Below are 14237 nucleotides of genomic sequence, written 5' to 3' on the forward strand. Positions count from 1 at the left end.
GGGGACGGACGGGGTGTGAACACCGGAAATCCCCCGGCCGTCTTCGACGCTGACCGAATACCGGTGACCGCGCGCCCGCCGCACCCCACCATCCGGAGAGGATCCCCCACCACCGCGGCACCCCGCGGGGCCGGTCGTATCGCGGGGATCGCCGTCCGGGAGGAGAGCGCGTTGCATATCCGCTTCATCGGTGTCCTGAGGCCCGCGGTGGTCCTCACCGTCCTGGCCCTGGCCGCCCTGTGCACGACACCCGCCGTCGGCGCCGCGCCCACCGCGCGCCAGGCGGCCATCGGCCTGCCGGCCGGAGTCAGCGCGGGCATCGCGGTGTTCGACCGGCAGACCGGCACGTTCACCGAGCAACTCAACGCCCGGGCCCGGTTCAGGTCCGCCTCCGTGGTCAAACTGCTGATCGCCCTCGACCACCTCTGGGACCGCGGCCCCTCGTACCCCATACCCGACGCCGACCGGGCCCGGCTGGACGTCATGCTGCGCAGCAGCGACGACGCCGCGGCCAGCGCGTTCTGGGACCGGAACGGGGGCGGCGCGATCGTCGAGCGGATGGTGACGCGGCTGAAACTGGCCGACACCGCGCCCCCACCGGCCGACCGGCCCGGATACTGGGGCTACACCGCCCTCTCGGCGGCGGACACCGTCCGCGTCTACCGGTACCTCCTCGACGAGGCGCCCGCGCCCGTCCGCGACTACATCATGGGCAATCTGCGCGCCTCGACCCGCTGTGGCACGGACGGCTACGACCAGAGCTTCGGCATCGCGGCCGTCTTCGACCGGCCCTGGGCCGTCAAACAGGGCTGGTCCGGCTTCGACTCCAACGGCTGCACGACCGATACGGCCACTACGCCCGGTAAAGCCACGACCCCGACCCCGGCCCCGGCGCCGCGCCGCGCCCCGGCCGACGGCGTGGACCTGCGCCGCCCCGCCCTCCACACCACCGGCACCGTGGGCGCCGCCGACCGCACCATCGTCGCCGTGTTCACCCTCCACGCCGAAGGCACCCCCTACGGCAAGGCGTACTCCGACCTCGGTACGGTGGTGCGCGGGCTGAACGTCCCCGGCGGCACCCGCACCCCCGGCGGCTGGTTCGGCACGTGGGGCTCCGGCGTGCACGTAAGGGCCCGGGCCACCACCGACTCCGCCGTGCTCACCACACTGCCCGCGGGCGTCGACGTCCTGGCCGGCTGCCAGAAGCGGGGACAGGTGGTCACCGTCCCCCCGTACACCAACGACTGGTGGGCCTATCTGCCCAAGTACGACGGCTACATCACCAACGTCTTCGTCTCCTCACCCGGCGACAAGCTCCCCGACGTGCCCGACTGCTGACCCGCGCGAGCCCGCGCGACGCCGCCGGCCCCGCCCGGCCCGGGACGCCACCCGGACCGGGCCCGGCGGCCACTGGGCTAGCCTGAAAGCACAATGAACCGTTTCACGACGTCACGGGGTGAGTACGAGCTCACCCGCTTCCCCGAGGACCCCCGCGACACCCTGCGTGCCTGGGACTCCGCCGACGAGTATCTGCTGGAGCACCTCGCGGAGGCCGGCACGGACCTCTCGGGCACCGTGGTCGTGGTGGGCGACCGGTGGGGAGCCCTGGTCACCGCCCTCGCCGGGCACCGGCCCACCCAGATCTCCGACTCCTACCTCGGCCAGGAGGCGACCCGGGCCAACCTGGCACGCAATGGCGTCCCCGCCGGTGACGTACGGCTGCTGTCCACCCGCGACACCCCGCCCGGCCGGATCGACGTCCTGCTCGTCCGCGTGCCCAAGAGCCTCGCGCTCCTGGAGGACCAGCTCCACCGCCTCGCGCCCGCCCTCCACGAGAACACCGTCGTCATCGGCACCGGCCGGGTCACCGAGATCCACACCTCGACGCTCCGGTTGTTCGAGACGATCCTCGGCCCCACCCGGACGTCCCTGGCGGTGAAGAAGTCCCGGCTGATCTTCTGTACTCCGGACCCGGGCACCGTCCGCCCCGCCAACCCCTGGCCGCACCGCTACGCCCTGCCCGACGACATCGGCCCGGCCTCGGGGGCGACCGTCACCAACCACGCGGGCATCTTCTGCCCCGACCGCCTCGACATCGGCACCCGCTTCCTCCTCGCGCACCTGCCGGAGAGCCGGGGCCCCGAGCGCGTCGTCGACCTGGGCTGCGGCAACGGCGTGGTCGGCACCGCCGTGGCGCTGGCCAACCCCGAGGCGGAACTGCTGTTCACCGACGAGTCCCACCAGGCCGTGGCCTCCGCCGAGGCCACCTTCCGGGAGAACGCCGGAGCGGGCGCCGTCGCCACCTTCCGCGTCGGCGACGGCCTGGAGGGCGTACCGGCCGGGTCGGTGGACCTCGTCCTGAACAACCCGCCCTTCCACAGCCACCAGGCCACCACCGACACCACGGCCCGGCGGATGTTCGCCGGGGCCCGCGCGGCGCTGCGGCCCGGCGGGGAGCTGTGGGTCATCGGCAACCGGCACCTGGGCTACCACGTCCGGCTGCGGCGGCTCTTCGGCAACTGCGAGGTCGTCGCGAGCGACCCGAAGTTCGTGATCCTGCGGGCCGTCAAGCGCTGACCCGCGCCCGGCACGCGGATGCCCCGCCCCCCGCCGCGCGGGAACGGGACATCCGCATGCCGGCGTCAGGTGTTCTGCGCCGTGTCGTAGAGGTTCTTGGCCTCGTCGCCGAAGTAGGGGCCGAACATCGTGTTCGGCAGGAACGTGTAGCCGAAGCTGTTGACCGAGGACTGGAGCCCGGTGCCGGTGGACTCGTCGAAGGACGTGAACCACGGGCCGCCGCTGGACCCGCCGGTCATATTGCAGCCCAGACCGTGGTCCTGGGTGAGCAGGAAGTCCTTGGAGGACGCCCCGCTGCAGTAGATCAGCTTGCTGCCGTCGTACGGGGACGCCGCCGGGAACCCGAAGGCGTACATGTCCTTGTTGTAGCCGCCGTTGAACTCCAGGCCCTGGCCGCCGACGGCGTCGGTGAGCCGCTTGCCGTCCACCGGGCCGACGACGGCGGCCCCGATGTCGTTGTTCATGTCCTCGCTGGCCGTCCACTGCGGGGTGGAGAGCGTCTTGGTCGCCGCCCAGGTGCCGTACGGCGACTGCCCGTCGTGGTAGCCGGGGACGAAGACCCAGTTGGTGTGCCAGCTCCCCTGGTACTTCACACAGTGCCCGGCGGTGAGCACGACACTGCCGTTCTTGCTGGTCACGGCGTCGCCCGAGCAGGAGGCGGTGCGGTTTTGGAACGTAAAGAACACCCGCCCGATCGTGTGGACGACGGCGCCGCCCCCGGTCCACGGCCCGCCGGCATTCGGGAAGGACATCACCTGGGAGGAGGGGCCGGACGGGACGGCCGGGGCGGTGGGCGCGACGGTGGACACCGCGCCGCGCGGCTCCGCGGCGGGACGGGCCGCCGGGGCCGCGAGACCCTCCGGGGCGGCGCCGGGCACGTCGAGCGGGGTGGCCGAGCGCATCCGTTCGGGGGTCCAGAAGGCGACGGCGTCCCGCTGGGCGGCGCTCGTGTGCGCGGTCGCCGGGGCCCGTTCGGCCCCGGCCGGCGCGGCGCCGGACGCGGTGGCCGGAGTGCCCAGGGCGACCAGGGTGCCGGCGGCCAGCAGGATGCCGGAGGTGCTGCGGTGGGGACGTCTCACGCGTACTCCTTCTGCCGAGGCCGGGCGCGTGGGGCGCGGGGCCGTGTGGGGGGCCGGACCGGCTGCCGGGTCCGGGCAGACGAGTGGTGCGGATTCGACGGTGCGTCAGAAGAGCGTGCCACGCACGACGGAGGATTGACAGGGGCGCGTCAATGATGCCCCGTCGGCCCCGGCCGTTTTCCGCCGCGTGATCCCTCCCCATCGCTTACGGTTCCGGTATGACGATCTACCGCACCGGCGCTCCGGCCCCTCCCACGGACGGCCGTAGGACCCTGGTCGTCGGCGCGGGCATGGCCGGGCTGTACGCCGCCCGGGAACTGTCCCGCGCCGGCCACTCGGTGACGGTCCTGGAGGCCCGGGAGCGCACCGGCGGGCGGCTGTGGACCGAGGAGTGGGAGGGCCTCCGCGTCGACCTGGGCGCCTCGTGGATCCACGGCGTCGAGGGCAACCCCGTCGCGGAGCTCGCCGAGGAGGCCGGCGCCACCACGGTCGTCTACGACGTCGGCACCCTCGACTACGGCAGCCAGGACGGCACCGTCTCGTACGCCACCGACGGCCGGCGCCTCACCCGCGCCGAGGCGGAGACGCTGGGGAAGGACCTGGAGGCAGTCGGCGGCGCGCTGGAGGACCTCGCCGCGCGGGTGGAGCCGGGGCTGTCCCTCGCGGAGGGGCTGCGCGCCGTGCTGGGCGTCGTGGGCCTGGAGCCGGAACGGGCCAGGCGGGTCGTCGAGGCGTGCGGCCGCATGGCCGAGGACGACTGGGGCGCGGGCATCGGGGAGCTGGCCCTCATGGCCGTGATCTGGGGCAAGGACTACGAGGGCGTCGAGGCCGTCTTCCCCGGCGGCTACGGACAGCTGACGGACCATCTGGCCAGGGGGCTGGACGTCCGGCTGGGCCACCGGGTGACCCACATCGAACACGGTGGCGACCAGGTCGAGGTGCACACCGACGGCCATGGCGTCCTCACCGCCGACCGGGTCGTGGTCACCCTGCCGCTGGGCGTGCTGAAGGCCGGCGCCGTCACCTTCGCCCCGGAGCTTCCCGAGGCCAAGGCGCGCGTCGTCGAGCGCATGGGCATGGGCGTCTACGACAAGCTCTATCTGCGCTTCGCGGAGGCGTTCTGGGACGACAGCGACGTGATCCGCCTGGAGGACACCCCGCACGGCGCCTTCGCCAACTGGTTCGACCTGCGGCGCGTCACCGGTGCCCCGGTGCTGGCCGTCCTCCACGGCGGGCCCGTCGCCCGCCGCCTGGAGGAGCTGGACGACGCCACCGTGGTGGCCGACGCCCTGGCCGCCCTGCGCGGCGTCTACGGGCAGGGGGTGCCCGCCCCCCTGACGTACCGGCTCACCCGCTGGGCGGCCGACCCCTTCGCCCGGGGCTCGTACTCCTTCCCGGCCGCCGCCTTCGAGCCCGGCGACCACGACGTCCTGGCCGAACCCGTCGGGGAGCGGCTGTTCTTCGCGGGCGAGGCGACGAGCGCCGACCACAGCAGCACGGTCCACGGCGCGCTGCTCTCCGGCCTCCGCGCGGCCCGGAGCGTCCTGGCCCTCTGAGCGGGCCGAACGGCCTGAGCGCTCCGAGCGGGCGCGGTCCGTCGATGCCCCCGGAGCCGGTGACGCCCCCCGGTCATGTGTTCGACAGGGGGGCGTCACCGGCTCCGGAGGCCGGGAGTTCCGTCGCGGGGCCGCGAGGAAGGCGGTGGGGAAGGATCAGAAGCTGACCGAGCTGGCCTGGTCGTTCATCGCGTCGCCGACGTAGGGGACGCCGCCGCGGAAGGTCTGGCTGAAGCCGAGGAAGTTGGAGTGCTGGTAGAGGGTGATGTCGCACTGGCCGGAGGAGGTGGAGCTGATCGAGTCGTTCCAGCCGTCGTACAGGTTGGCGAACTCGGGGTAGCGCCGGCAGCCGAGGCTGCCGGTGAAGCTGAGCGAGGAGCCGCCGAAGTCCTTGTCCGTGTAGACCGTGCTGAGGACGCGGGACTCGGCGGCCGCGGCGAACCGGGCGTTCCCGGCGAGCTTCGCGCCGTGCTCGCCGCGCGGACCGCTGAGGCGCTCCTGGAGCTTCTTGTCGTGCGCGGCGGCCCGGGTGTCGTCGGGGGCGTCGGTGACGCGGCCCTTGGTGGCGACCGAGAGGGCCACTCTGTAGCTGGAGAAGCAGGACTTGCTGTTGGTGTCGGTGTCGATCACACAGTGCTGGGCGGTCGTGGCACGGGCGGGCTTGGTGTCCTGGGCGACGGCGGGCGAGGCGACGGCGGCCACGGTGGCCAGGGTGCCGAGGCCGAGGGTGGCAAGAGCGCGAGCGGTCTTCACGGGGTTTCTCCTGGGGACGGTCGGTGCGGCGGTTCCTCGCCGTGCCGCAGAGACTGCCGCCTCCCGTTCACCGCGCGATAAACGGCGCTGCCGCGTGCTCGTCCGGCAGCCGGTTCTCGTCCAGCAGCCGACGGAGCTGCGCCACGTCCTGCTCGGCCCGCAGCCCCTCGAAGAGTTCCAGCGCGGCCCGCAGACAGGCGCCGGCGCGGGCCCGATGCCCCAGGTGGAGGAGGCTGCGGCCGAGCGTCCGGAGCAGACCGCCCTCCAGCATCGCGCTGACCTTGCGGGCGAGCGGCAGGAACGTCTCGGCGGTCTGCGCCGCGAGCGCGTACCGCCCCTCCTCGACGTGGAGTTCGGCGATCAGGTTGCCCGACGCGGCCTCGAAGGACGACACGTTCAGGGTGCGGAAGAGCGGCAGGGCGGCGTCGGCCCGGCGCAGCGCCTCGTCCCGGTCCCCGCACAGGCGCAGCACCCGGGCCAGGTAGTACAGGCCGATCGCCTTGGACACCGACTCCCGCCCGCCGAGCAGCTCCGCGCCGCGCTCGGCCGCCGCCCGCGCCTCGGGAAGACGGCCCTGGCGGGCGTAGTTGAAGGCCAGCTCGCCCAGTGCGGTGCCCTCGGCGGTCGCCGCGCCCAGCGTCCGGAAGAACCGCACCGACTCCTCCCCGTGCGCGACCGCGTCGTCGAAGCGGCCGCGGACCCGGGCGTGGGCGCACAGCGTGAGGTGGGCCGAGGCGCACAGCCGCAGGTCGGTGGCGGGGTCGCAGAGCTCCAGGCTGCGGTGGAGCTCGGTCTCGGCCTCGGGGAAGGCGTTGGCGTGCCACAGCGCGTTCCCGCGCACGTACCGGGCGAGGGCCTCGGACGGCCGGTCGCCGCGCCGGGCGGCGACCTCGGCGACCTGCCGGGCCTGTTCCGACACCGCCGTGAGGTGGGTGATGCCGGAGAGCACGGTGTTGAGGCGGTCTAGGAGATCGGCGGCCTGGGACAGCGGCAGGCCGTCGTCGGCGGCGCAGGCGCGGGCGATCAGCGCCCGTTGCAGGGTGGTCTCCTCGCGCATCCAGTCGGTGGCCTCCCGGGCGGTGGTGAAGGCGATCCCGGGGGAGGCCGGTACGACGTCGATGAGCGTGCGTTCGCCCGGCTCGGCGGAGTGCGCGACCGTGTCGGCGTTGCGGGCCGTGGCCAGGCAGAAGTCCAGCAGGCCGGCGAGGGCGCGGGTCGTCGTGCCGGGGGAGTCCTCGCGGGCGCCCCGGGCCCGGGCGAAGGCGCGGACGAGGTCGTGGAACTGGTAGCGGCCCAGGCGGTGCGACTCCAGCAGGTTGAGTTCGACCAGGGATTCGAGGAGCTCCTCCGCCTCGTCGGTGCCCAGCCCCAGCAGGGCGGCCGCGCTCGGCAGGGCGAGGTCGGGGACGTCCGGGACGGCCAGCAGCCGGAAGGCTCGGGCCTGTTCGGGGGTGAGGGTGGCGTAGGAGAGCTCGAAGGCGGCGTCCACGGCGGCGTCACCGGTGCGCAGTTCGTCCAGGCGCCGGCGTTCGTCCGCCAGCCGCCGGACCATGTCCGCCAGTGGCCGGCCGGGTTCGGCGGCCAGGCGGGAGGCGATGATCCGCAGGGCGAGCGGCAGGTGTCCGCAGGCGGCCACGAGTGCGAGGGCCGCCTCCGGTTCCGCGTCCACGGAGCGGTCGCCGATGGTGCGCCGCAGCAGGCGCAGGGCGTCCTCGGGCGGCATGACGTCCAGCCGCAGGTGGCGCGCCCCGGCGAGCCCGGTGAGCCAGGCGCGGCTGGTCACCAGGACGGCACAGCCGGCGGCGCCGGGGATCAGCGGTCTGAGCTGTTCGCAGGAGGCCGCGTTGTCCAGCAGCAGGAGCATCCGGCGGTCGGCCAGCAGGGTGCGGTAGAGCGCGACGCGTTCGTCGGTGTCGTCGGGGACGTCCTCGTCGGCGACGCCCAGCTCCCGAAGGAATCCCTCCAGTACGTGGTGCGGGTGCAGGGGTTCGGCGTCGGCGCCGCGCAGGTCGACGTACAGGCGTCCGTCCGGGAAGGCGTCGTCGCCGAGGCCGTGCGCGGTGTGCACGGCGAGCGTGGTCTTGCCGACGCCCGCCATGCCGTTGACCGCCGAGACGACGACGGCTGAGGCGCCCTTCCCGGTCAGCATCCCGGTCAGGTCCTGGATCTGCTCGTGGCGCCCGGTGAAGCCGGGGAGGGGGGAGGGAAAAGCGCCGCCCGGACCGGGTGTGCGCGGCCGGGGTCCGCCGTCCTCGGGCAGCCGCAGGGTGGGGTCGGAGCGCAGGATCCGCTGGTGCAGCGCGGCCAGTTCGGCGCCGGGCGCGGTGCCGAGGTGGCGCCGGGTGTCCTCGTGGACGCCCAGCGCCTCGGCCTGGCGGCCCGCGCGGTACAGCGCCAGCATCTGCACCGCGCGCAGCCGCTCGCTGGCAGGGAACTCCATGACCAGGGCGCCCGCCTCGGCGGCCAGCCGGGGCCGGTCGCCGAGCTCGGCGTCGAGGCCGAGCCGGGCCTCCAGCAGGGACTGCCGCGCCTGCTGGAGGCGGGCGCGCAGGGTCCGGGCGTGCGGTCCGTGGAGCCCGGCCAGCGGCTCGCCCGTCCACAGCTCCAGCGCGCCGGCGAGGACCTCGCGGGCCTGCTGGGCGGTGCCGCCGGAGGCCCGGATCTCCTCGGCCCGGGCCGAGGCGCGCTCGAAGGCCCAGGTGTCCACGGCATGGGCGGGGACGCGCAGCGCGTACCCCCCGTTCCTGCCGTCGCCGACGGTGACGAGCAACGGCTCGGCGGTGTGCCGGGCCAGCGCCCGGCGCAGCCGCCACACATGGGTGCGGACCGAATGCTCCGGACGGGACGGCCGGTCGCCCTCGTCCCACACGGCGTCCACGAGCAGCGGCAGCGACACCGTCCGGCCGGCGGCGGCCAGCAGCACCGCCAGTACCTCGTGCGAACGGGGCTGCCCGAGGTCGACCGGCACCCCGTCGCACCAGGCCCGGACCGGGCCGAGCAGAGCGAATCCCAGCGACATCGCGAGACCTTTCCGGTGGGGTGTACGTCCTTCGCGTACTGGTCTCGACCATCACGGGTGCTGTTGGACAAACCGTCGACAACCCGTGAACGGGCCATCGGTGACGAGGCGTGGGAGGGGGGCGGTCAGCTGGCTCTGTCCTCCCGGGTGACGGTCCTGTCGCTCCACGCGAGCTGGATCGACTCCAGGAGCCGGGCGTTGCACCGGGTGGGGTCGTCACTGAAGCCGGTCAGCCCGGCGGCCCAGTTCTGGATCTGGGCCAGGTCGGTCGTCACCGGCCTGGTGGTGGGGTGCTGTTCGGCGAGGCCCGCCGCGATCTCTTCGATGTCCGTCCAGCGCATGGCCAGAGTGTGTCGGAGGGTGCCCGCGAGGTCCAGGGAGCCCTCCGGCAGGGCGGGCGGAAACACCGGTCATCGTCCGGTCATCGCGGGGTTGTCCTGCGGCGATGACCGGACGATGACCGCACGGTGGGCATGGGTTGGGTGACTCCGCGTTACGGTCGGCTCGGGATTGACGCACGGTCAAGTGCGTCAGCGAGCACCCGTCCCGAAAGAGAGCATGAGCACCATCGCCTTGGCGCGGCCCACCGCAGGGGGAGGCCGCTTCGCCTCCCTCTCCGGTGGACCGGACGTCCGTTCACCGATAGGTGTGGATCAGCCGGGCCAGATGCCGGCCGGCCGTCAGCAGGGGTTCCTCGCTCCGCAGCACCTGCGCGGTCAGCTCGGCGCCCTCCAGGGTGCTGATCACCGCGCAGGCCAGATCGCGGGCGGTGTCCTCGTCGAGACCGCCGCCGCGCAGCTTCTCCGCGACCAGGTCGGTCCAGTGGCCGATGGCCTCGGCGCAGGCCTGCTGGATGGCGGGGGCGCGCCCGACGGTCTCCAGGGCGGTGGCCGCCACGGGGCAGCCGTCCATCCAGTCGGACTCCCGCAGGGAGTCGGCGAGCAGTCGCGTGCAGGCGGTGACCGCCTCGGCGGAGTCGTCGGCGGCGGCCAGTCCGGCGCGCAGGATGTCGGCGAACTCGCGCTCGCCGTGCTGGATCGCGGCCACGGCGAGCTCCTGCTTGCCGCCGGGGAAGAAGTGGTAGACGGAGCCGAGGGTGGCTTCGGCGTCGCGGGCGATCTGCTTGATGCCCGTCCCTTCATAGCCCTGGCGCTGAAGCAGCCGGGCTGCCGCCCGGACGATCCGGTCCCGGGTGCCGACGGCGGCGTCCGTTCCCTCGGTGGCGTCGTGTCGCGGCTTGGTGGTCTGCATTCCATGAGTTTAACGGATAGAGCGTTCGCTCTAGTGCTGTGCTATGTTGTTTCTGGGTAGAGCGTTCGTTCTAGTGAGGACGGGCCGCCGCCACCTCCGTCCTGCCACACCCCCGTCAGGACGGCGGAGCGGACACCCAGCGGTATCAATCGCGGTAACAACCAAGGAGAACCAGTGAGCAAGCAGGCAGTGACCGTCATCGGGCTGGGTCCGATGGGCCAGGCGATGGTGACCGCGTTCCTGGAGAACGGCCACCCTGTGACCGTGTGGAACCGGACCGCGAGCAAGGCCGACGAGCTGGTCGCCAAGGGCGCCGTCCTGGCCCCCTCGATCGAGGACGCCCTCAAGGCCAACGAGCTCGTGGTGCTGAGCCTCACGGACTACGACGCCATGTACGCCATCCTCGAGCCGGCCACGGCCGCCCTCGACGGCCGCGTGCTGATCAACCTCAGCTCCGACACCCCGGACAAGGCCCGCGCGGCCTTCGAGTGGGCCGCCGGCCACGGCGCCAAGCACGTCACCGGTGGTGTCCAGGTGCCCCCGCCCCTGATCGGCAAGGAGGGTTCCTCCACCTACTACAGCGGCCCGCGCGACGTCTTCGACGCCTACCAGGAGACCCTCGCGGTCCTCACCGCCACCGACTACCGTGGCGAGGACCCGGGCCTCGCGGCCATGTACTACCAGGCCCAGATGATCATCTTCTGGACCAGCATGCTCAGCTTCTACCAGGCGCTGGCGCTGGGCAAGGCCAACGGGGTCTCCGCCAAGGAGCTGCTCCCCTACGCCTCCAACATGATGACGATGATGCCGCACTTCCTGGAGCTCTACACCCAGCACGTCGACAACGCCGAGTACCCCGGCGACGTGGACCGGCTGGCGATGGGCGCGGCCAGCGTCGACCACATCCTCCACACCAGCGAGGACGCGGGCGTCGACACCACCCTGCTCAAGGCCGTCCAGGACATCTTCCAGCGCGGCATGGGCAAGGGCTTCGAGGCCAACAGCTTCTCCAGCCTCATCGAGGTCCTGAAGAAGCCCTCCGCCTGACCTGAGTGAAACAGCGGAACGCCCCCCGCCGAAGCCTTCGGCGGGGGGCGTTTTCGCTGTCAGTGGTGCGGAGGATCAGCCCGCGAGGGCCGCCGCCTGCTGCGCGGCGCGCAGGCCCGACTCGATCGCGCCCTCGATGAACGCGCCGTGCCAGCCCTTGGCGATGTCCGCGCCGGCGAAGACGATCCGGCCGTGCGGCTGCTCGATCTGCGGGAACAGCTGGAGCAGCTGGTTGGGACGGCGCATGCCCCAGCCGCCCATCGCGTACTTGTCGGCGTGCCACGCCGTGGCCCGGTAGTCGGCCACCGTGGCCCCGGGCAGGAACGCCTGGACCGCCGTCTGGACCTTCGCCTTGTCGTTGGTGTCCAGCGACGGACCGCCGAAGGCGACGAAGAGGCGGCCCTCGGGCAGCTGCTGCTGCGGCACCAGCATCAGGATCGGCGAGCCCTCGGGGGCCTGACCGTAGACCGCGTCCACCTTGCCCTGGACCAGCACCCAGATCTTGGTCGCGTGCGGCACGCCCATGCCCTGGGTGGTCGCCTGGGTGTGCGCCTTGGGCAGCCCGGGGTTGAAGGTGATGGACTTCCAGACGTTGGCCGGGGTCGCGACCACCGCCACCGGAGCGGAGTACGCGCCGCCGCCCTGGACCTGGACGGTGACCTTGCCGTTGGCCTCGGTCACGGAGCTGACCGGGGAGTTGAGCTTCACCATGGCCTTGGAGTCGGCGAGCATCGCCTTCAGCAGCGCGCTCATACCGCCGACGGGCTTGATGCCCATCGTGGACTCGAAGCCCTCGTAGGTGCCGCCCGCGAGCTGGTACCACTGGGCCATGCTGGTCAGCCCGGCCCAGGAGCTCGAGCCGCCGGCGTAGACGGCGGAGCCGCCGTTGAGCCACTTCAGGTCGACGGGGGAGAGCGACAGCTGCCGCAGCCGGTCCTCGAGGGAGAGCGGGTCCACCGCGGCCAGCAGGTCCTTGCGGAACAGCGGGTCGCCGGGGTGCTCGAAGTAGTTCTCGGAGCCCTTGAACAGCTCCTTGAACAGCACGCTCAGCCGGCTGGAGACCGAGGGGAGGTCCGTCCCGACCAGGCCGTCGGGGCCCGGCATCATGGCGCGGTCACCGGGGGTCTCGTAGAAGGTCTTGATCCCGTAGCGCGCCACCTCCTTCTGGGCCAGCTCCTGCTGCGGGCCGAGCCAGCCGCCGCCGAAGTCGACGGTCTGGCCGGCGAAGCTGCCGGTCCATATCCGGCCGCCGATCCGGTCGCGGGCCTCCAGGACCACGGTCCTCAGGCCCTTGGCCCCCAGCTCCCGGGCCACGGTGCCGCCGGCGTAGCCCGCGCCGATGACGATCGCGTCGAGCCGGGTCTCCTCGGTGGCCCGTGCGGTGCCGGCGAGGACCGGGCTCAGGGAAGCCGCCAGTGACGTGGCGCCGACGGCCTTGAGCAGCGACCGGCGGCCCAGCCGGCGGTCGGTGACCTTCACGGAGCCTGCGTCATGAGCGTTCATGGAAATCCTTCGATGTGTATCGGATGACCGTGCCGTCGGCGCTCGCCGACGGCACGACGGAGGAGGGGGAGAAGGGGGAGGAAGGGGAGCGAGGGCCCGGGCGGGCCGGGCCGTGGCAGGGGGTACGGGTAAGGACCGGCGGAAAACCCGCCGGTCCTTGCCCGTACACGCCACGGGTCGCGCGGCGGTGGATCAGATGTAGTCGGTGCCCGGCTCGAGGCCGAGGAGGACGCGGCCGTGCGCCTCCAGGGAGCTGACGGGCGTCAGCAGGCCGTGCAGCGACAGCGCGGCGATGTCACGGAAGCTCCGCTGGAACGGCGCGCTGCGCAGAATGGCCGAGGCCGAGCTGATGTTGAACAGCGTCTCGACGGCCTCCTTGGTCGCCTGGACGACATAGCCGACCTGACCGCGGACGGCGACCTTCTCCGCCGTGGTCATCTTCTCGCCGGCGTCGGCGGGACGCTGCATGCTCTCCAGCCAGACGCTCTGGAGCGCCTCGCACGCCGCGATCTTGTTGGCGGCGTGGCCCACCTCGACCTGGGTGTAGGGGTGCTGGGCCTGGTCGGTCCAGCCGCTGTAGGCGATGGCCTTGCCCGGGGTGCGCTCCAGGAACAGCTCCAGGGCGCCCTTCGCCAGACCGAGGTACACCGGGGCGCAGGTGGCCAGGATGTAGCTGGTGAGGTTGTAGTTGCGGCCCTTGAGGTCGGCGTTCCAACGGTCGCGGGTCGAGGCGTCGTACACGTCGACACCGACGATCCGGTGCGCCGGGACGAAGACGTCCTTGGCCGTGGAGGTGGCGCTGCCGGTGCCGGACGCGCCGAAGACGTCCCAGTCGTCGGCTATCTCGATCTCCGAGGTCGGAACGATCGCGAAGAGCTCCTCGTGCTCACCGTTCTCGTGCTCCACCAGAGCCGCGTGGACGTTCCACTGGGCGCCGGGGACACCGGTGTTGAAGCGCCAGGTGCCGTTCAGGATGTAGCCGCCGTCCACGGGCTTGAGGGTGCCGCCCGGGGTGAAGCCGCCGGAGATGCGCACCGAACCCTCGGCGAAGATCTCCTCCTGGGCCTTGTCGGGGTAGAGGCTGGCGATCCAGGCGGTGGAGATCCACACCATGGAGACCCAGCCGGTCGAGCCGCAGCCGCGGGAGATCTCGGAAATGATCTCGGCCTGGTCGGCCACCGGGAGGTCCAGGCCGCCGAATTTCTTGGGCACGGCGACGCGGAACACGCCCGCCTTTTCCAGCAATTCGATGTTGTCGGCCAATAGCCAGCGCTGGTCCTCGGTCTTCCGGCCATTGTCCCGGAGCGTCGGAACAATGTCCCGGACCGCTGCCAGCACTTCGGCGGCACCGATTTCTGACGCGCTCATCCTGCCTCCTGGCATTGATAATTGATACATGGTCCGCCCTAACGGGCGTACCGGTCAGTCCAGCGGCGACTGTACCTGCGCCGT

At 72.5% G+C, this 14237-nt stretch carries 11 protein-coding genes; 4 read left to right on the forward strand and 7 right to left on the reverse strand.

Features of this window, described 5'->3' with window-relative positions; all coding sequences use genetic code 11:
- Positions 1-171: 171 nt before the first annotated feature.
- A complete protein-coding gene (locus ACFYZR_RS20425; RefSeq protein WP_391912159.1) occupies positions 172-1338 on the forward strand; it encodes a hypothetical protein in 1167 nt (388 codons plus the stop codon).
- Positions 1339-1431: 93 nt separating this feature from the next.
- On the forward strand, positions 1432-2577 hold the full coding sequence (locus ACFYZR_RS20430) for a methyltransferase (RefSeq protein WP_391912161.1): 1146 nt from the start codon (positions 1432-1434) through the stop codon (positions 2575-2577).
- A gap of 65 nt (positions 2578-2642) precedes the next feature.
- Here the strand turns inward: ACFYZR_RS20430 and ACFYZR_RS20435 are convergent, their stop codons facing one another.
- Positions 2643-3656: a peptidase gene (locus ACFYZR_RS20435; RefSeq protein WP_391912163.1), complete on the reverse strand. Its 1014-nt coding sequence runs from the start codon at positions 3654-3656 to the stop codon at positions 2643-2645.
- Between the two features lie 218 nt (positions 3657-3874).
- Here ACFYZR_RS20435 and ACFYZR_RS20440 point away from each other — a divergent pair, with 218 nt between their 5' ends.
- Positions 3875-5212 (forward strand): flavin monoamine oxidase family protein, encoded by a 1338-nt coding sequence (locus tag ACFYZR_RS20440; protein WP_391912165.1) that lies wholly within the window; start codon positions 3875-3877, stop codon positions 5210-5212.
- 156 nt (positions 5213-5368) lie between these two features.
- Here ACFYZR_RS20440 and ACFYZR_RS20445 read toward each other — a convergent pair whose 3' ends face one another.
- From ACFYZR_RS20445 to ACFYZR_RS20460, 4 genes are all read right to left on the reverse strand, one after another.
- Positions 5369-5965, reverse strand: a complete 597-nt coding sequence (locus ACFYZR_RS20445) for a hypothetical protein (RefSeq protein WP_391912167.1) — start codon at positions 5963-5965, stop codon at positions 5369-5371.
- Between the two features lie 67 nt (positions 5966-6032).
- Entirely contained in the window at positions 6033-8984 is a 2952-nt protein-coding gene (locus ACFYZR_RS20450; RefSeq protein WP_391912169.1) for a BTAD domain-containing putative transcriptional regulator, read from the reverse strand.
- Positions 8985-9109: 125 nt separating this feature from the next.
- Positions 9110-9325: a Fe-S cluster assembly protein IscX gene (gene iscX / locus ACFYZR_RS20455; RefSeq protein ID WP_311608225.1), complete on the reverse strand. Its 216-nt coding sequence runs from the start codon at positions 9323-9325 to the stop codon at positions 9110-9112.
- A 295-nt stretch (positions 9326-9620) separates the two neighbouring features.
- On the reverse strand, positions 9621-10235 hold the full coding sequence (locus tag ACFYZR_RS20460) for a TetR/AcrR family transcriptional regulator (protein WP_391912171.1): 615 nt from the start codon (positions 10233-10235) through the stop codon (positions 9621-9623).
- 174 nt (positions 10236-10409) lie between these two features.
- On the opposite strand from ACFYZR_RS20460, the gene ACFYZR_RS20465 reads away from it, so the two are divergent.
- On the forward strand, positions 10410-11282 hold the full coding sequence (locus tag ACFYZR_RS20465) for an NAD(P)-dependent oxidoreductase (protein WP_391912173.1): 873 nt from the start codon (positions 10410-10412) through the stop codon (positions 11280-11282).
- Between the two features lie 75 nt (positions 11283-11357).
- Here the strand turns inward: ACFYZR_RS20465 and ACFYZR_RS20470 are convergent, their stop codons facing one another.
- Positions 11358-12785, reverse strand: coding sequence for a flavin monoamine oxidase family protein (locus ACFYZR_RS20470; protein ID WP_391912175.1), 1428 nt, complete (start codon positions 12783-12785; stop codon positions 11358-11360).
- A gap of 192 nt (positions 12786-12977) precedes the next feature.
- A complete protein-coding gene (locus ACFYZR_RS20475; protein WP_391912177.1) occupies positions 12978-14153 on the reverse strand; it encodes an acyl-CoA dehydrogenase family protein in 1176 nt (391 codons plus the stop codon).
- Positions 14154-14237 lie beyond the last annotated feature (84 nt).

Origin of the sequence: Streptomyces sp. NPDC001678 (genome assembly GCF_042892945.1) — a bacterium.
GTDB lineage: Bacteria > Actinomycetota > Actinomycetes > Streptomycetales > Streptomycetaceae > Streptomyces.